This is a genomic window from Marimonas arenosa (assembly GCF_030848945.1).
Lineage (GTDB): Bacteria > Pseudomonadota > Alphaproteobacteria > Rhodobacterales > Rhodobacteraceae > Marimonas > Marimonas arenosa.
This window is the reverse complement of record NZ_JANHAX010000001.1, coordinates 543,417-560,301: the sequence shown is the minus strand read 5'-3', so window position 1 is coordinate 560,301 and position 16,885 is coordinate 543,417. Positions and strand designations below refer to the sequence as shown.

Annotated in this window: 20 protein-coding genes; 10 read left to right on the top strand and 10 right to left on the bottom strand. The window is 61.1% G+C overall.

The genetic code is table 11. From position 1 onward, the window contains the following. On the bottom strand, nt 1-450 hold the full coding sequence (locus NO357_RS02710) for an iron-sulfur cluster assembly scaffold protein (RefSeq protein WP_306734074.1): 450 nt from the start codon (nt 448-450) through the stop codon (nt 1-3). A gap of 80 nt (nt 451-530) precedes the next feature. On the opposite strand from NO357_RS02710, the gene hisI reads away from it, so the two are divergent. Then, entirely contained in the window at nt 531-890 is a 360-nt protein-coding gene (gene hisI, locus NO357_RS02705; RefSeq protein WP_306734073.1) for a phosphoribosyl-AMP cyclohydrolase, read from the top strand. Nucleotides 891-906: 16 nt separating this feature from the next. Here the strand turns inward: hisI and gluQRS are convergent, their stop codons facing one another. Genes gluQRS through NO357_RS02685 form a run of 4 tightly spaced genes read right to left on the bottom strand, consistent with a single transcriptional unit; the run spans nt 907 to nt 5,093 of the window. Continuing rightward, the gene (gene gluQRS, locus NO357_RS02700; protein WP_306734072.1) at nt 907-1,782 is read right to left on the bottom strand and encodes a tRNA glutamyl-Q(34) synthetase GluQRS; all 876 of its coding nucleotides are present in this window, start codon (nt 1,780-1,782) and stop codon (nt 907-909) included. Next, nucleotides 1,779-2,393 (bottom strand): class I SAM-dependent DNA methyltransferase, encoded by a 615-nt coding sequence (locus tag NO357_RS02695; protein WP_306734071.1) that lies wholly within the window; start codon nt 2,391-2,393, stop codon nt 1,779-1,781. The genes gluQRS and NO357_RS02695 overlap by 4 nt, the downstream gene beginning before the upstream one ends. A gap of 12 nt (nt 2,394-2,405) precedes the next feature. After that, nucleotides 2,406-3,752, bottom strand: a complete 1,347-nt coding sequence (gene trmFO, locus NO357_RS02690; protein ID WP_306734070.1) for a methylenetetrahydrofolate--tRNA-(uracil(54)-C(5))-methyltransferase (FADH(2)-oxidizing) TrmFO — start codon at nt 3,750-3,752, stop codon at nt 2,406-2,408. A 39-nt stretch (nt 3,753-3,791) separates the two neighbouring features. After that, nucleotides 3,792-5,093: a cytochrome-c peroxidase gene (locus NO357_RS02685; RefSeq protein WP_306734069.1), complete on the bottom strand. Its 1,302-nt coding sequence runs from the start codon at nt 5,091-5,093 to the stop codon at nt 3,792-3,794. 205 nt (nt 5,094-5,298) lie between these two features. On the opposite strand from NO357_RS02685, the gene NO357_RS02680 reads away from it, so the two are divergent. Then, on the top strand, nt 5,299-6,453 hold the full coding sequence (locus NO357_RS02680; protein ID WP_306734068.1) for a M24 family metallopeptidase: 1,155 nt from the start codon (nt 5,299-5,301) through the stop codon (nt 6,451-6,453). After that, nucleotides 6,450-7,226 (top strand): carbon-nitrogen hydrolase family protein, encoded by a 777-nt coding sequence (locus tag NO357_RS02675; RefSeq protein ID WP_306734067.1) that lies wholly within the window; start codon nt 6,450-6,452, stop codon nt 7,224-7,226. Before NO357_RS02680 ends, NO357_RS02675 begins: the two co-directional genes overlap by 4 nt. Here NO357_RS02675 and NO357_RS02670 read toward each other — a convergent pair. After that, a complete protein-coding gene (locus NO357_RS02670) occupies nt 7,223-8,080 on the bottom strand; it encodes an EamA family transporter (protein ID WP_306734066.1) in 858 nt (285 codons plus the stop codon). The two genes, NO357_RS02675 and NO357_RS02670, sit on opposite strands and share 4 nt — an antisense overlap. 22 nt (nt 8,081-8,102) lie before the next feature. Continuing rightward, a complete protein-coding gene (locus NO357_RS02665; protein WP_306734757.1) occupies nt 8,103-8,915 on the bottom strand; it encodes an enoyl-CoA hydratase in 813 nt (270 codons plus the stop codon). Between the two features lie 31 nt (nt 8,916-8,946). On the opposite strand from NO357_RS02665, the gene NO357_RS02660 reads away from it, so the two are divergent. Together NO357_RS02660 and NO357_RS02655 are read left to right on the top strand one after the other, a co-directional pair. Next, the gene (locus tag NO357_RS02660) at nt 8,947-9,369 is read left to right on the top strand and encodes a PaaI family thioesterase (protein ID WP_306734065.1); all 423 of its coding nucleotides are present in this window, start codon (nt 8,947-8,949) and stop codon (nt 9,367-9,369) included. 168 nt (nt 9,370-9,537) lie between these two features. Further along, complete coding sequence (locus tag NO357_RS02655; RefSeq protein WP_306734064.1) at nt 9,538-10,446, top strand: DMT family transporter; 909 nt, start codon at nt 9,538-9,540, stop codon at nt 10,444-10,446. Nucleotide 10,447: 1 nt separating this feature from the next. Here NO357_RS02655 and NO357_RS02650 read toward each other — a convergent pair whose 3' ends face one another. Both NO357_RS02650 and NO357_RS02645 read right to left on the bottom strand, forming a co-directional pair. Beyond that, nucleotides 10,448-10,642, bottom strand: a complete 195-nt coding sequence (locus NO357_RS02650) for a hypothetical protein (protein ID WP_306734063.1) — start codon at nt 10,640-10,642, stop codon at nt 10,448-10,450. Further along, nucleotides 10,642-10,938, bottom strand: a complete 297-nt coding sequence (locus NO357_RS02645) for a hypothetical protein (protein WP_306734062.1) — start codon at nt 10,936-10,938, stop codon at nt 10,642-10,644. Before NO357_RS02645 ends, NO357_RS02650 begins: the two co-directional genes overlap by 1 nt. A 472-nt stretch (nt 10,939-11,410) precedes the next feature. Between NO357_RS02645 and rplM the strand changes: the two genes are divergently transcribed. The 5 genes from rplM to NO357_RS02620 all read left to right on the top strand — a co-directional run bounded on the left by rplM (nt 11,411) and on the right by NO357_RS02620 (nt 16,195). Next, nucleotides 11,411-11,872 carry a 50S ribosomal protein L13 gene (rplM, locus tag NO357_RS02640; protein ID WP_306734061.1) on the top strand — a complete coding sequence of 154 codons (462 nt, stop codon included), beginning with the start codon at nt 11,411-11,413 and terminating at the stop codon, nt 11,870-11,872. A gap of 5 nt (nt 11,873-11,877) precedes the next feature. Beyond that, nucleotides 11,878-12,369: a 30S ribosomal protein S9 gene (gene rpsI, locus NO357_RS02635; protein WP_306734060.1), complete on the top strand. Its 492-nt coding sequence runs from the start codon at nt 11,878-11,880 to the stop codon at nt 12,367-12,369. Nucleotides 12,370-12,636: 267 nt separating this feature from the next. Next, nucleotides 12,637-13,692: a response regulator gene (locus tag NO357_RS02630; protein WP_306734059.1), complete on the top strand. Its 1,056-nt coding sequence runs from the start codon at nt 12,637-12,639 to the stop codon at nt 13,690-13,692. A gap of 177 nt (nt 13,693-13,869) precedes the next feature. Next, complete coding sequence (locus NO357_RS02625; protein WP_306734058.1) at nt 13,870-15,147, top strand: sensor histidine kinase; 1,278 nt, start codon at nt 13,870-13,872, stop codon at nt 15,145-15,147. A gap of 289 nt (nt 15,148-15,436) precedes the next feature. Next, complete coding sequence (locus NO357_RS02620; protein ID WP_306734057.1) at nt 15,437-16,195, top strand: acyl-homoserine-lactone synthase; 759 nt, start codon at nt 15,437-15,439, stop codon at nt 16,193-16,195. A gap of 71 nt (nt 16,196-16,266) precedes the next feature. Here the strand turns inward: NO357_RS02620 and NO357_RS02615 are convergent, their stop codons facing one another. Beyond that, nucleotides 16,267-16,884: a TetR/AcrR family transcriptional regulator gene (locus NO357_RS02615; protein ID WP_306734056.1), complete on the bottom strand. Its 618-nt coding sequence runs from the start codon at nt 16,882-16,884 to the stop codon at nt 16,267-16,269. Nucleotide 16,885: the final 1 nt, after the last annotated feature.

Sequence of the window (16,885 nt, the reverse complement as noted above, 5' to 3'; positions counted from 1 at the left end):
TCAGGCGCAGGCGGATTTCTCGGCGTTTTCCCAAGCTTCCGCGATGGCCTCGAGTGTCAGCATGATCGAGGCGTGGCGGTTCTTGTAGTCACGGGCCGGTCGCAGAACTTCAAGCTCTTCGAACGGTGCGGGCGGTGTCGGGCCGTCAGATTTCAACATTTCGCGCAGGGCGTCGCGCGTCGCCTCGACCTGCGCCTTGCTGCAGCCGATGATGTTGGCGCCGACGATGCTGGCTGCGGCCTGGCCGAGTGCACAGGCTTTCACGTCCTGCCCGTATTCTGAAATTTGTCCATCTGCGAGTTTGATGTCGACGGTGACGGTCGATCCACAAAGCGGGGCGCGGCGTTTCACCGTGGCATCCGGGTCGGAAAGACGATCAAGGTGCGGGATATCGGCGGCCAATGCCAGAATACGCCCGGAATAGAGCTTGATCAGGTCGTTCTCGCTCATCGCTGTCTCCCCGGGCTTTCCCTCGCGCTGCGACATGGCATAGATAGACTGCGAACGCCGGGATGCAAAGGGGGCGCGGGATGCAGTTCGACGAAAGTAGCCTAACCTATAACGACCAGGGCCTGATCCCGGCAATCGCGCAGGAGGCCGACACTGGCGAGGTGCTGATGCTGGCCTGGATGAATGCCGAGGCCGTACGGCGTTCGCTCGAAACCGGGCGGGTAACCTACTGGTCGCGCTCGCGCCAGGCCTTCTGGGTCAAGGGCGAGACCAGCGGACATGTTCAGGAATTGATCGAGTTGCGAGTCGATTGCGACCGCGATTGCCTGCTGGTGCTGGTGCGCCAGTCCGGGCCGGCCTGCCATACTAATCGGCGCAGTTGTTTCTACACGGCGATCCGTGACGGTGACGAGATTCAGATCATGTCGCCGGAGGTCTGAAACCCCTCTTGCTGCGTCACAGCCCTACCATTTCCCGAATTTGCCGTGGGGTTAAGCCGTCGGCGCGGTATTTCGCGATGGCCCGAGCATCGTCACGCTTGGCTAGCCGTTTGCCGGTCTCGTCGCGGATGAGCCGGTGGTGGTGATAGATGGGTGTCGGCAGCTCAAGCAGGCGCTGCAGCACCACGTGAATGGCTGTGGCGCCGAAGAGGTCGCGTCCGCGGATCACGTGCGTGATGCGTTGCACCGCATCGTCCACCACCACAGACAGGTGATAAGAGCCTCCCATGCCGCCGCGCGCCAGCACCACGTCGCCGATAGTTTCGACCAACGCTTCGGGGTCGAGCCGGATCTGCCCGGTTTGGCCTTCCGGCCCGGCGCCGTCTTCTTTAAACCCCAGCAGCGGGCGCAGGGCCTGGGCCTGCAGGGTGCCGAGTGCCCGGCGCATATCGAGACGCAGTACCGTTTCCGGCAGGGTGCCCTCGGGCGGATGCGACGGGCGGCACGTGCCGGGATAAACGATTCCGTCCGGTCCGATCGGCGGGCTGTCTTCCTGTGGGGCCGAGGCGGCGGCGGCGATATCGCGGCGACTGCAGCTGCAGGGATAGAGCAGGCCGCGCGCCCAGAGATACGAAAGCGCCGCGCGATAGGCGGGCAAATGCTCGGATTGGCGCCGCACCGGTTTCGGCCAGGTCAGACCGAGCCAGGTCAGGTCGTCGTAGATCTGTGCCTCCCATTCCGGACGAGAACGAGAGGCATCAATATCATCGATCCGCAGCAGGAACGCGCCACCGGCGCGCTGCGCGAGATCAAAGGCAAAAAGGCCGGAATAGGCATGGCCGAGATGCAGCGGGCCGGTGGGAGATGGGGCGAAACGGGTCCGGAAAGTCACAGTTTTTCAAATACGTAGACGCTAGAGTTCAGTCCTATACCGGGGAGGTGGTCGCCATAGCTTTCCTCCAGTTTGCGCATCGTGCCGTTGGCCAGCAGGGCATCGCGTTTGGCGGCGCAATCGGAGTCTTCCAACGCGTGATCGTTGAAGGAAAACACCAGCAGCCCGCCCGGCGCGAGCGCGGCGGCGATCTGGTCCATCACCTCGGGCGGCGCAGCGCCGACCCCAATGACCCCGATGGCTGCAATCGCGGCATAGCTGCCGGGTGCGCCGGGGAGGTCGGACCCCGGATCGATATGGATCAGTTTTCGATAGAGCCCGCGTTTCTCGGCCTCAGCCAGCATACCGGCCGCCGGGTCGATGCCGTCGATACAGGTGAAGCCCTGCGCCGCCAGCGCCACGCCCGAAAGCCCAGTCCCACAGCCGAAATCGAGGATCGGAGCACTCTTGTCGTTCAGCTGTCGGGCCAATGCGCCAGCACAGCGCGCCGGGGTGGCATAGCCGTTTTCGGCTATTTCCGCGTCATAGGTCGCCGCCCACCTGTCGTAGTGAGCGCGGGTGGCGTCGGGCGTTTCACAGCCATAGGTCTTTTCGAGAAATTTCTCTGCCATGTCGCGAGTGTGTCAGGAAGCGCCTTGGGCGTCCAGCCACTCGCGCCAGAACGTCTTGGCCCGGTCGGTATAGGCCTTGTAGCGATCCTTGCGGCCACGGCGGCCGCCGCGCAGCCCCTCGACCGGCGGGAACAGGCCAAAATTTACGTTCATCGGCTGGAATGTCTTTGCCTCGGCCCCGCCGGTGATGTGGGTGATCAGGGCGCCGGTCGCGGTTTCCGGCGGCGGAGGCGCGAGATCGCGTCCGAGGATCTCGGCGGCGGCCATGCGTCCGGCCAGCAGGCCCATGGCCGCAGATTCGACATAACCCTCAACACCGGTCACCTGTCCGGCAAAGCGGATATTCGGGCGCGAGCGCAGTCGCATCCGGTCGTCCAGCAACGTGGGGGAGTTTATGAATGTGTTGCGGTGAATTCCGCCAAGTCGTGCGAAAGACGCGTTTTCAAGCCCGGGAATCATCCTGAAAACAGTTGATTGCGCGCCATACTTCATTTTTGTCTGGAAGCCGACAATATTGTAGAGCGTGCCCAACGCATTGTCCCGCCGGAGCTGGACGACGGCATAAGGCTTCTCGGACGGGTTGTGTGCATTGGTCAGCCCAACCGGCTTCATCGGTCCATGGCGCAGGGTCTCACGACCGCGTTCGGCCATGACCTCGATCGGCAGGCAGCCATCGAAATAAGTGGCGGTTTCGCCATCATGGAACTCGGTCTTTTCAGCTTCCAGGAGCGCGTCGATGAAGGCCTCGTACTGGGCCTTGGTCATCGGGCAATTGAGATATGCCTTGCGTTCCTCCTCGGTGTCGCCTTTGTCGTAGCGACTTTGCGCCCAGGTCACCGACATGTCGATGCTGTCGGTATAGACGATTGGGGCAATGGCATCGAAAAACGCGAGCCGGTCGGCGCCGGTTTCGGCCTGGATCGCAGCACCGAGCGCCGTGGACGTGAGCGGACCCGTGGCAATGATCCAATGGCCGCTGTCGGGCAAAACGGTCATTTCGCCCGGTTGGAGGGACACATTCGGATGCTCGGTCAGCCGGGCGGTCACCGCCGCGGCGAACGGGTCACGGTCGACGGCCAGTGCACCGCCGGCGGGAAGACGGTGGGCATCCGCCATTTCCATGATCAGGCCGCCGGCCGCGCGCATCTCCCAGTGCAGCAGACCGACGGCGTTCTGTTCGCTGTCATCCGAGCGGAAAGAATTCGAACAGACCATTTCCGCAAGGTTGCCGGTTTTGTGGGCGAAGGTGCCCACAGTGGGCCGCATTTCGTGGATCACCACGTTGATGCCCATTTTCGCGGCCTGCCACGCCGCTTCTGAGCCCGCCAGCCCGCCGCCGATGATATGCAACGTTTCCATGGGGGCGGATGTAGGGGATGCCGGGGCGATTGGAAAGGCCTAGTGCAGCACCAGCCTGGAGGTCGGCAAGCCGGACGGCACCTGCGCCGGTGCCCCAAGTCGGCCAATGGCGGCATACGGGTCGGTGAGGGCATGCAGAAAGGCCAGCAGGTCGTCGACGTCGGCATCACTCAGCGCTACGGGGGCATGCTCCACGGCTTCGGCGATGCGGGTGATCTCGTCCGCGCCCGGTATTGGCGCCGTCGGCGGCGCGGTGCTATTGAGCCCCGGTAGGGTCATGGCGGACAGGTCGTAGGCCAAGAGCGTGCGGCCCGGACCGAGATGGTGACGAACCACCGCCTCAAGCGTCGCGTAGGCTCCGGAATGACCATAGGGCGCGGTCAGCGCGACATTGCGAAGCGATGGCGTGCGAAAACGATAGAGGTCGACCGTCTCACCGGTGACCGCGGCGCGGCCATGATCCGACAGAGGCTCGCCATGCCCCTTGCCGGAACCAACCTGCGGCGTGCCAATGGCGTGAAAGTCGTGATCGGTCTGAAACGGCCCAGCATGACAGGTTGAACATCCGGCCTTGCCGTAGAACAGATCGAGCCCGCGTTTCTGCGGTGGGGTCAGGGCATGGGGACGGTCCGAGAGATAGGCGTCAAACGGGCTGTCGGTGGCGCGAAACTCGTAAGCCGTGTAGGCCGCAAGCGCCTTGGCAATATCGGTTACGTGTAGGGGCTCGTGCGGCCCAGTCAACATGTCGAAACGACGGCGATAGGTCGGGATCGCCTCAACCCTTTCAGTGATCTTCTGCCAAGCGCCGTTTAGGCCGCGGATCTTGCCGCGGGCCACCAACTCGGCAATTACGTTTTCACCTAGGCTGCCGGCCATTTCGTCGGGATTGGTCAGAGCCATCATAGCTTGCGCTGCCAGCGCATTGGGAACGGGGCGTTCCAATGTCGCACCGTCCGGCATGGCAAAACCCATGCGCGCGGAGGGGTCGCGCGAAACACGGCCGTCATGAGACAACGTGACGAACTCCGTGGCCCCAAGATTGAACAACGCCGGAACATTGCGGTGTTTGAGGGCTTTGGCGACATTGTCGGCCTGTCCCCGGCGCGTCGACCCGAGGTCGCGGTCGACGTCGCCCGAAATCAGGGTGTTGTGATGACAGGTGGCGCAGGCAATGTTGCGGTTGCCTGACAGGATCGGGTCGAAAAACAGATCGCGCCCCAGAAGGACGGTCGACATCGGATCGGAGGGAAAGTCCGAGTGGGTCACCGGGTTCGGAAGGTCGGCGGCCTGAGAGACAGCGGCCTGGAGAGACAGAATGCCGGCGGTGACCCACTTGAGCATGACGGAAACCAAGATCTCCTGGTTCGTTAACTTTAACCTAGCAAAGCCAATTGCGGCAAAATAGGGGCAAATGTGGAAAAAATCGGGCACCATTCTGGAAACGATCCATTGCCGCGTGCCGGAAACGGGACAATCCTGTCGCGGTTTGCCGGTTTTTTTCGCTTCAAGATCGAAAAGATGGGGAAGCGAAGATTGGGGGGACCTCATGCTAGAGGAAGCAAGGCGGCGCACGGAGATGTTGCAGGCGAGGATGCGCGAAGCTGGCATCGACCGTGCGCTCTTCACCGATGAAAGCTCAATTGCCTATCTGGCCGGGTTCTGGGGGTATCTGGGAATCGAGTTCGGACGCCCGACGATGCTCTTGCTCGAAAAAGATGGCGCGCCCTTAGTGATCACGCCGCTGATGGAAGCGGAAATGGTTTCGGATATGACCTGGATCGAGGACGTTCGGGTCTGGGAAGATTTCGGCCAGCGCGGCTGGCCGCGGGTGCTGGGCGAGGCTCTGGGCGAAGTGCCGGGCGCGCTTTGGGTGGAAAAGGCCTCGATTCCCGCGGTGGTCCGCAACATGCTGGACGAGCGCTGGCCGGGCATGGCGCTGTTCGATATCGGCCCGCTGCTGGGCGCGCAGCGGATGATCAAGTCACCGCTCGAGATCGAGGTGATGCGTCAGGCCGGGCAGATTGCGGGTGCGATGATGCGGGCGGCGCACGGCTCGTTGCGCGAAGGCGCGCAGGAATGGGAAAGCGCGCTGGCGGTGATCGATGCCGGCACCCGAGCGGCGGCGGGTTTCCTGACCGCGAAGGGCTGGGAGCGTTTCGTCAGCCCGATGATCCACAATCTGCAAATCGTGCAGAGCGGTCGCGACACTTCAATGGTGCACCGCCGCGCCTCGGTGAAAGCCTACGACCACGGCGATCCGGTTTATTTTTGTTTCTGCAACATGGCGCAGTTCAAGCAATACAAGCTGGGCTTCGACCGGATGTTCCATGTCGGCACAGTGAGCGACAAGAACGCCCGGGTGCAACAGGCGGCAATCGATGCCCAAGCCGCGGCGTTGGCGGCGATCCGGCCCGAGGTCGAGGCGCAGGAGGTGGCGGCTGCTGCAAACGAGGTCTATCGCGAACGCGGCTACGAGACCGGATATCGCACCGGAAGGTCGATCGGCGTGGCCTATCTCGAGGCGCCCGAATTGAAGGAGGGCGATCGGACGGTGCTGCAACCGGGCATGACCTTTGCCGTCGACGGAGGCATCTCGGTCGACGGACAGACGGCGGGTCGGATCGGGGACTCGGTTGTGGTGACCGAGACCGGTTTCGACTTCCTGACGAGCTACCCGCGCGAAGTGATGGTTGCTGGATGAGCCTGCGGCTGGCCGTTCTGCAGACGCCCGGCGATCTCGGCGACGGGACCGCGCGACTGACCTGGCTTGATGCGCGGCTCGGCGGCCTTGCCGGCAAGGCCGATCTCGTGTTGTGCCCCGAACTCTTTGCCATCGGCTACAATATCGGCCACGCGGTCCGGGCACGGGCGGAGCCAGCCGACGGGGCGATCGCGTCAGCCTTGTCGAACCTTGCAGAGCGCCACGCAATTGCAGTGCATTGCGGCTTTGCCGAAGCCGCTGCCGGTCGCATTTTCAATGCGGTGCAATGCTATGGCCCGAATGGCAGGCGCCTTCTGCATCAGCGCAAGCTGGCAATTCCGCCGGGCGCGGAACGGGACAACTTTTCGGCCGGCGAAGGTTGTGCGCTGTTCGAGTTGAACGGCCTTCGGATTGCCTCGCTGATCTGCTACGACATCGAGTTTGTCGAACCGGCGCGGCACGTTGCCGCCCTTGGGGCGGACCTGATCCTGGTCCCAACCGCGCTCGGGGCACAATGGGCGTGGGTCGCGCGCACCATGGTGCCCAGTCGCGCCTACGAGAACGGCGTTTACTTGGCCTACGCCAATCATTGCGGCGACGAGGGCGGGCTGGCTTTTCTCGGCGAAAGCTTTATTGCCGCGCCCGATGGTGAAGAGCTGGCGCGCGCAGGGCGCAAAGAAGAGGTGTTGCTGGCCGAAATCGATCCGGCTCGGGTCAGAAAGGCCCGGGACCGGCTGCCTTACCTGCGGGATCACGCGACTCTGCGGTTCTAGCCAGTAGCCAGCAGGGCCACACCGGCGACGATCACCGCGGCCCAGTTTAACCGCCGGCGCAGATCTCCCTCGCGCAGCAGCCACGCGCCGAGCAACACCGCGAGGAGTACGGAGGTTTCACGAAGGGGCGCCACGTAAAGCACCGGCGTAAAGGTCATAGCGTAGAGCACGAGAATATAAGCCAGCGGCGAGATGATGCCGACGAGCAACGCTTCATGCCAGTGGTTTTGCCACAACAGCCGCAACGCCGCACGACGCCGCATCGCCACCGGAGTCATGATCAGCGTGCGGCCGAGATTTGAAAACCAGTCCATCAGCACGGGCGCGATCATCAACTGAGCGACGGCATAGGCATCCCATACCGTATAGGCGCCAATGAAGCACCCGACGATCAGCCCGAAGCCCAGTGATTTCAGCGTTCCGTCTCCCTTTCGGGCCTTCAAGCCGCCGCCTAGCATCAGCACGCCGAAGACGATCAGAACCCCGCCGGCAATGGCCTGCCATGACGCAACTTCGCCCAGTACCAAAACAGCGAAACTGACGGACAGCAAAGGACCAGTGGACCGGGCGGTTGGATAGACCAACGACAGGTCGCCGTGGCGATAGCCGGTTTGCAGCATGACGAAATAACCGGTGTGCAGAAGCGCGGTGCCGAAGAGAAAGAGAAACTGCACCTGCGAGAATCCGGTGATCTCCCGGCCGTACCAGACCGCAAGCGGCAGGTAGACGAGCGTCGACATGGCCGAAAACAGAAAGACGAGTTCGGGTCCGGCGCTGATCCGCTTGACGAGAAAATTCCACGTCGCGTGGCAAATGGCGGCAAATAGGACGAGGGAAAAGCCGAAAAGCGTCATTCGGCGTGACCGCCGCGATGGATCACTGCTGCCAGTCCGGCGGCCGTTTCTCGATGAAGGCCGCGATGCCTTCGTCTGTATCGCGCCACAGCATGTTTTCGACCATCACTGCGCCGGTATAGGCATAGGCTTGGTCAAGAGGCAGACCGATCTGGTCGTAGAAGGCCTGTTTGCCGACCTTGACGGCCGCCGAGAGTTTCGACGCGACGGTTTCGGCCAGCTTCAGGGTTTCAGCTTCCAGTTGGTCGGCCGGCGCGACCCGGTTGACCAGCCCGATCTCGCGGGCGCGGGCGGCGTCGATGAACTCGCCGGTGGTGAGCATCTCGAAGGCCTGCTTTGCGTGGACGTTGCGGCTCAGCGCCACCATCGGTGTCGAGCAGAAAAGCCCGATATTAACGCCGTTGACGCCGAAACGAGTGCCTTCGGCGGCGACCGCCATGTCGCAGGAAGCGACGAGCTGACAGCCCGCGGCGGTGGCGATTCCGTGCGGCATTGCAATCACCGGCTGCGGCAATTCTCGGATCGTCATCATCATCCGGCCGCAGCGCTCGAAAAGGTCCTTGAAATAGGCCTTGCCGCCGTCGGGGGCCTGGCGGCCTTGCTGCATCTGTTTGAGATCGTGGCCGGCGCAGAAGGCCTTGCCTTCGCCGGAGATCACCACTGCCCGGATGTCGCGGTCCTGTTTCAGCGCGTTGAACTGCGCCTGCAACGCGGCGAGCATCTCGTCGGAAAGCGCATTGAGTTTGCCCGGATCGTTGAGGTGAAGCCGCGCGATTGCATTGGTGTCGTGACGTTCCAGCAAAGTCATCTTGTTCTCCCGTGCCTTTGGCGACAGTTTTAAGCCGCAATGCGCGCGGAGGGAAGCTATGCCGTTACAGATGCAGGCCGACGAGTTGTTGGGTTTCCTCGAGGAGGTTTTCCCGCAGGTCGCCGGAGATTTCGCCATCGATCGACTTGAGGACATGAAGATCGACCTGCGGCTCAAGGTGGCCGAGCGGCATCTTCGGCCCGGCAGTACGGTGTCGGGGCCGAGCATGTTCGCGTTGGCCGATTGTGCGGTCTACATGATCGTGCTGGCGATGATCGGGCGGCAGGCGCTGGCGGTCACGACCAACTGTTCGATCGACTTCATGCGCAAACCCGAAGCCGACCGCGACCTGATCGCGTCATGCCGGCTTCTGAAACTCGGCCGGGTATTGGCAGTCGGTGACGTTCTGATCCGGTCGGAAGGCGCCGCGACGCCGGTGGCGCGGGCGTCGCTGACCTATTCGATCCCACCAAGGGCATGAACCGGTCGTGGCGGGGCGCCAGCCTGTTGTCAATCCCGTAGTGTCGCGTGGGTCGGAAACCATCGCCTCTGCGAAACGATGCCGTTGCGTCGCGAAGCCGGGAAAGACGGGCCCATGTCTTGTCGTCACGAGCCAATCCGGTTTGATGACGATAGGAGGGCGGACCGCGTGGAGACTCAGGCCGACAACCGAAGCGAGTTGAACCGGGCGCTCAAGGCTATCGGGTTGCTCCTGCTTGCGATCCTCTGCTTTGACATGATGAGCCTTCTGGTCCGGATGTTGTCGGCACGTTACGCGCCGCCGGAACTCTCGGCCTACCGCAACGTGCTTGGACTCGTGCCGAGCCTGGCTCTCTTGATCTGGACGGGTGAACTGCGTCTGCGGGGCTCGTCGCTGAAGATCGAAAACTGGCCGTTGGCCATTGGACGGGGATTTGCCGTGGCGTTGGCGCAGCTGTTCTTTTACACTGCCTTGTCGCGACTGGAACTGGCAACCGTGGCGACGCTCGGGCAGACCAATGCGCTTTTCGTCGTGCTCTTGTCGGTCATCCTCCTGGGAGAACGGGTCGGGCCGTGGCGTATCGGGGCGCTGCTTCTGGGATTTGTCGGTGTGGTTTGGATCCTGCGGCCCGGTTCGGACGCCTTCACCGTGGCGGCGCTATTCCCGGTGGGAGCGGCGTTCTGCTACGCGTTTTCGATGGTGACGGTCCGTTTCTTCGGGCCGGACGTGTCGAACGGCCTGTTGTATCTCTATTCCTCGGCCGCTGCTGCAGTGGGGGCGATCATCCTGGCAGCCTTCACGACCGAATTCACCCAGCTACAGAGCCCAGCCGATGTCGGACTGATTTTCGCCATGGGGATCCTCGGAGGCACCGGCGTCCTTTTCATGATGCTTGCCTATCGCAGCGCCGCGCCGTCGATCCTGGCGCCATTCGGATATTTCGGTATTCTCAGTGCTTTTGTGTTCGGTTGGTTTTTCTTTGGCGAAGCACCGGTAGCAACCCTTTTCCCCGGCGTGTTGCTGATTGTGGGAGCCGGGGGCCTGATCATGTGGCGAGAAGGACGAACGGGGCGCTAGTCTACGAAATCGACCAGCCCGCCGAAATGGTTGAGCTCCAGATCAACTGATGGCGGGCGCCGGGCAGGGTGCGGAAGAACCACTCGTTGCCAGACAGTTCCCATCTTTTCGCAGGTTGGTCGCCCTTGGCGTTCTCGGTGGCATATCCGGTAATGTGGCCCGGTTCGCCGAGGCCCGCCCTGGCTGCAAGTGACATCAGTTCGGGCGATTCTCGTCGATGCGGAAACGACCGCCTGACAGGGTGGCGTTGGGAGGGGGCAGAAGCATTTCTTCGGACGAAAAAATAGAAAAGATCGGCATGTATCCGAGCTCGTCGGATGCGCCGAGCAGCCCGCGCCGGAATGCCTCGTTCATATGACAGTCTCGAGCGCGGAACAGTTTGGTCTTGGTGTAGATGGCCACGGAACTGTGCTCCAGAAACTCGACCAGAGCATCGAAGAAGGCGCGTCTGTCGGAGTTGTCGACGAGATGGCGATATTGCTGGCCGGGCATGTGGCCGACACGTTCGTAGGTTTCCTCGCGGGTTTCGTTGGTTGTGATCCTGGCCTGGTCGAGTAGGCGGCGGAACTTGACTGATCCAAAAACATCCCTGTCATCAAAAATCCTCTGGGACTACGCTGCGGTTGCGGTGGGAAGTGCCGCGAGACAAAGCGCAACAACCACCGTGGCGAGAGTCACAACGTGTCTCATTGCTTCTTCTTCTCTTTCCAGCTCAATTTGGTTTCCAATGTGATCCGCAACGCGACAGTACTTTGACGCATATCACTGGTTACTTGCCGCAGTGTTGGTCGCCGCCTGGCCCGGCCAAAGAAACTTGTGGGGTAAAATAATACCGTAATTTTAAAACATTGTTTTTGCTGTATAAATTCCAACACAATGCGCTTGACTGCGTTTCTGCACCCGCTATAACCCGTCCATCCCGCGAAAGCGATGAACCGTAACCCTTCGATTTCCGAGGTTTGACATGAAAACCTTCTCTGCAACCCCTGCAGACATCGACAAGAAATGGATCCTGATCGACGCCGAAGGCGTTGTTCTGGGCCGTCTTGCGTCGATCGTGGCCACGCGCCTGCGTGGCAAGCACAAGCCGAGCTTCACCCCGCACATGGACATGGGCGACAACGTGATCGTCATCAATGCTGACAAGGTGCAGATGACCGGCAAGAAGCGCACTGACAAGGTGCATTACTGGCATACCGGTTATCCCGGCGGCATCAAAAGCCGCACTGCCGGCCAGATCCTCGAGGGCGCACACCCCGAGCGGCTTGTGATGCAGGCCGTAAAGCGCATGTTGCCGGGCAATCGTCTGTCGCGCAGGCAAATGACCAACCTGCGCGTCTATGCCGGCGCCGAGCATCCGCACGAGGCTCAGAACCCCGAAGTGCTGGATGTCAAATCCATGAACAAGAAAAACACGCGGAGCTGAGAGAGATGACCGATCAAGTGAACTCGCTCGAAGAGCTGGGCCAGGTGGCAGAAGGTACCGAGGCGCCCGTGGCCGAGGTCGAAACCCCGCGTGAACCCGTGCGCGACGAGCTGGGCCGGTCCTATGCCACCGGCAAGCGCAAGGATGCGGTGGCCCGCGTCTGGATCAAGCCGGGCTCCGGTAAGGTTTCCGTCAATGGCAAGGAGATGGACAAGTATTTTGCGCGTCCGGTGCTGCAGATGATCCTGCGCCAGCCGTTCGACGTGGCCGGCGTGGCCGACCAGTTCGACGTGATGGCCACCGTCAAGGGCGGCGGCCTTAGCGGCCAGGCCGGTGCGGTCAAGCACGGTATTTCGAAAGCGCTTCAGCTTTACGATCCGAGCCTGCGCAGCGCTTTGAAAGCGGCCGGTTTCCTGACCCGCGACAGCCGCGTGGTGGAACGGAAGAAGTACGGTAAACGTAAGGCACGCCGGAGCTTCCAGTTCTCGAAACGCTGACTTCAACTGGATGTCGGATTATGGAGGCCGCCTTCGGGCGGCCTTCTTGTTTTTGCTGCGGTCCAGCTGGCAGGCGTATTTTCCGAGCCTCGAACTACACCGCAAAGCGTCGCAAGGGGGTGGCTGGATACCCAGCGAAACTTCGACAAAACCCCTTTTGGAGCAATATTTCGCCACATTGTCGGATTATCTCTGAGGCCGATTGTAAAGGTAACCGAGGTAGTGAGTTCCCTCCCTGAATAACAAAAAATCCTTGTGGGGTAGGCAATGACGGAAACGAAAGCGACACGCGTGCTCGTCGTCGATGACGAGCCCAGTATTCTTGAACTGCTCTCGACCGCCCTGGTCGCCCTGGGCGGACACGACGTTTCGACCGCAAGTTCGGGGCAAGAGGCGCTGAAGCTGATGGGCGAGGGACGTCCACGGTTCGACCTGGTGCTGCTCGACATTCAGATGCCCGAGATGAATGGGGTGGATGTTTGCGCCCGGATCCGCAGCACCGCAGGCTATCGTGATACGCCCGTGATCATGCTGACAGCGATGTCGCAAATGGACTACGTTGAGAAAGCCTTCCTGGCCGGCGCGACAGACTATGTCACCAAGCCCTTCAATTTCGAGGACCTGCGCAACCGCATCGCCAATGCGTTCCGCGCCAGCGAGACCAAACGTGCCGCGGCCGAAGGCGGAGAGCTTGCCCCGCTGGTCGGTCGGGCGCGGTCAGAGCGGATTAAGTTCGACGCCAAGCTGGATTTCACCGAATTCAACCGTTTCCTAGACACCGACCGCTTCGACAACTACGTGCGCCAAATGGCCAGTTCCCGTGCCCCACAGACCAGCGCCTTCGCGGTCAAAGTCTCAAATGGCTACTACCTGCACCGCGCGCTCAGCAGCGAGGAATTTCACGCCTGTATGCGTAACGTAGCCCTGTTGCTGTCGGAAGTGACCGAAAAGATGGGCAGCCTGGTTTCCTATCGTGGACAAGGGATCTTCCTCTGTGTCGAGTACGGCAACCGCCTCTCGGATACCGAAACGATCGAGACCTTTCTCAACTCCGAAATCGACACCCACGGTGAAAAGAAGACGCGCCCGAAGATCGTGGTCAGTCCACATGCCGAACTGAAGCAGAACGACACGGCCTCGGCGTGTGTCCTCATGAACGACGCAATCACCAAGGTTGAAGCGCGCGATACGGCCGCTGCGGAGACCGTGGCAGGGGATCAGGCGCCGAGTTCCGAGATGAGAAAGGCCGTTGCTGCCGGGCCGGCGGCAAACGACACCCGATCTTACCGGACGCTTCTGTCTTCGGTTCTGCGCGGGTTCTAGGTCGCCGCAGCAGGCGGATATCCGACCGGAGGGCGCGGTATGAACATAGTCCAGTTGAAACGTCGGTTTCTCGCCACCCGCCGGGAACAGATCGAAGACTACGTTTCGGCGATCCGTGATCTGTTCTGGCAGCGGCAGGGGATCTTTCTGGCGGTCTTCCTGCTGACGGTTTTCTACTTGGACACCGAGGTCGCGGTTCTCTGCTATCTGTCGGTTATCGCGGCGGAGTTTTTTGATTTCCGGATCGCTCGACTGGTCGATAGATGGCAGACCGAGACGCAGCCGGATATCCGGCACGCGTTGCAGTTGATCATGCTGAGCACCGCGCTGAGCGCTCTGGCGATCAGCTCATTCGTGTTCAACTTTGCGATCCTTCAGGAAGGCACCGGGCACTTCCCGCCGTTGTTCTTCCTGCTGGCAGCGGCCCTTTTCGCGGCGATGAACAACCACCAGATCCTCGCCGCTCTGGTGATCCGAGAGATCATCTACGGCACCGCCTTCGTCGCAGTTGCACTGATCGATGTGGTACGTTTCGCCCCGCCGCTGAACGATCAGATCTGGCTGAACTTTTTCACCGTGATCTTCGTGATGTATTTCATTATCGACATCAGCCGGGTCTTTCTGGCGATGTATCGCCGTAACCTGCGGCACCTGCGCCAGATCGAATCCGAGCACAGCAAGACGCTGGAAGCTTACCAAGTCAAGTCACGTTTCGTCTCGACAGTAAGCCACGAACTGCGCACGCCGCTGACCTCTATCAAGGGATCAATCGACCTGATCAATACCGGCGCCCTGGGCGACGTGCCTGAAGGGTACGCCAAGCTCCTCGATATCGCAGGCCGCAACAGTGAGCGGCTGGAACGGCTGATCAACGACGTGCTGGACGTTCAGCGGATGGAGTCCGATCGCGGCTTCAGCGACTTCGTGCCGGTCGACGTGGCGACGCTGCTACAGGAATCGGTCGACGCCAATAGCGGTTTCGCGGAAAAACATAACGTGCGCCTCGAACTGATCGACACGGTGACGAATGCCAAGATTTTCGGCGACGAGCGGCGTCTTATTCAGGTTTTAACCAACCTGATCTCCAATGCGGTGAAATTCTCAGGCGACCGCAAACTGGTTGAGGTCTGGTCGGAACGGTGCGGGGAAGGGGTGAAGATCTGCGTGCGCGACCATGGCATCGGCATTCCTGACGGTGCACATGACAAGGTGTTCGGCTACTTTACGCAAATCGACTCCTCAGACCAGCGTCGGAGCGGCGGCTCGGGCCTGGGTATGAGTATTTCGAAGCAAATCATCGACCGCCACCATGGCGAGATCGACTATGTGAGCGAACTCGGCAAGGGATCGACATTCTTCATCGTGCTGAAGGAGTACAATCCCGGCCTGCAGCCGCTCGTTGAGCCTGATGAGACCAGTCCCGAAACCGGTCGCAATGCTCTCGCAGCGGAATAATCCGATTCAACTCAACCGGTAATCTGGCGAAGGCGGTTTCCAACCGTTCACGGTCCAACTGCGTCACTGCGGAGAAAGAAACCGTATTCAAAGCGCACATTGCGCTCACATGCCGACGCATGAGCGTTGTGCAGTAACCATCTATGACTCAACGTAAGTGTTGCAGATCGGCCAAGGCAGGGGGCAATTCTAAGATTATGCAATAATTTTGGCAAAAATACGTGGACAATTAGGCAAAGGACCCTGTTATTGGTTCTGGGATGAAAACTAGATACAACCAGGGTGCGACATGAAACACCAGCGCGTTCCCCCCTCGGAGTCGCGTGCGAGTTTGGTTTTTCCGGAATTGCTGCCGAGCCGTCTGCCAGAGACGACCGGCGGAACGACCGGTGGGGAACAGATCAGGGTAAAACGGCGGACCCGGCCGGACTTTGCGACCGTCGCTGAAAAAAACCGGTCGGTGAAGACGACCACGATGTCGTTTGCCTCCATGCATCGCTACGGCGAGCTCTATGTGAATTTCATGAAAACCCGCAAGAGGGTGTTTATCGATCAGCTGGGCTGGAACCTGCCTTGCGCCGACGGCATGGAGTTCGACCAGTACGACACGCCGTTTTGTCGTATGGTGGTGGTGCATGAATATGGCGAAGTGCTCGCCGGGATTCGCCTCAGCCCGACGACCGCACAGGTCGGTTTACACAGTTACATGCTGCGCGATGCCCAACTCGGACTGCTCAACGGACTGCCGCGCGACGTGCTGTTCTTTGACGCACCGGTCGATCCAACGGTGTGGGAGGCGACCCGGGTTTTCATCACCGACGCGGTAGGCGCCGCGCGCCGCCCGGCGATACAAAAGATTCTGGTCAACAAGATGATCGACACGGTCAAGGAATCTGGCGGCAGCAGCATAATCGGGATCGTACCGAAAATTTATGCCCGCTGGCTGCGTCGCTTGGATCTCAACGCGGTGCCGGTGGGGCCTCGGTTTCGTATCGACGGGACGCTAAACCAGGCCATCCTGTTCAACACGCGCTATAGCATTCAATAGAAAGTGCTCCGCCGGTGGGGTTTTCCTGCGGCTCCGGACTCCACGTCTGGCCGCGGGCTCGGGTTCCACAACTAGTCGTCGGGTTTGATCAAACCCAGTCCGCGCAAATAGATGCCGATGCCGGTCTCGAGCAGGTCTTCGGGGGAAAATGGGCTTTGCGATCCGGGAGCGGTGCGCGCGAACAGTTCCACCACGCCATGTGACATCGCCCAGATATGGGCTGAGAACATGGCTGCCGGTGGGCGCTTGTCCGGCGAGATGTGCTCCGAAAGATCTGCTGCGGCCTTCTCCAGCACACCGCGGGCCCGCGCCGAGACGGCGGCGAGATCCGGCGTGCGGTTAACGGATATTCCGCTCTCGAACATCGCGATATAATGTCCAGGATATTTCCGGGCGAAGGCGAGATAAGCGCGGCCGGTCGCCTCGAATGCGGCGAGCGCCGAAGGCTGTCCTTTGTCGTAGGCATATTTCATCACATCGGCGAATATCTCGTATCCCTGCCGCGCGGCCTCGGCGATAAGATCTTCGCGGCCTTCGAAATGGCGATAGACGGCGGCTGGTGTGACGCCGGCTTGTTTCGCAGCTTCAGACAGGGTGAAACCGGTCGGGCCTTTGGCTTCGATCAGCATCAGCGCGGCGTCGACCAGCGCCTGTCTGAGGTTTCCGTGATGGTAGCCGCGCTTGGGCATG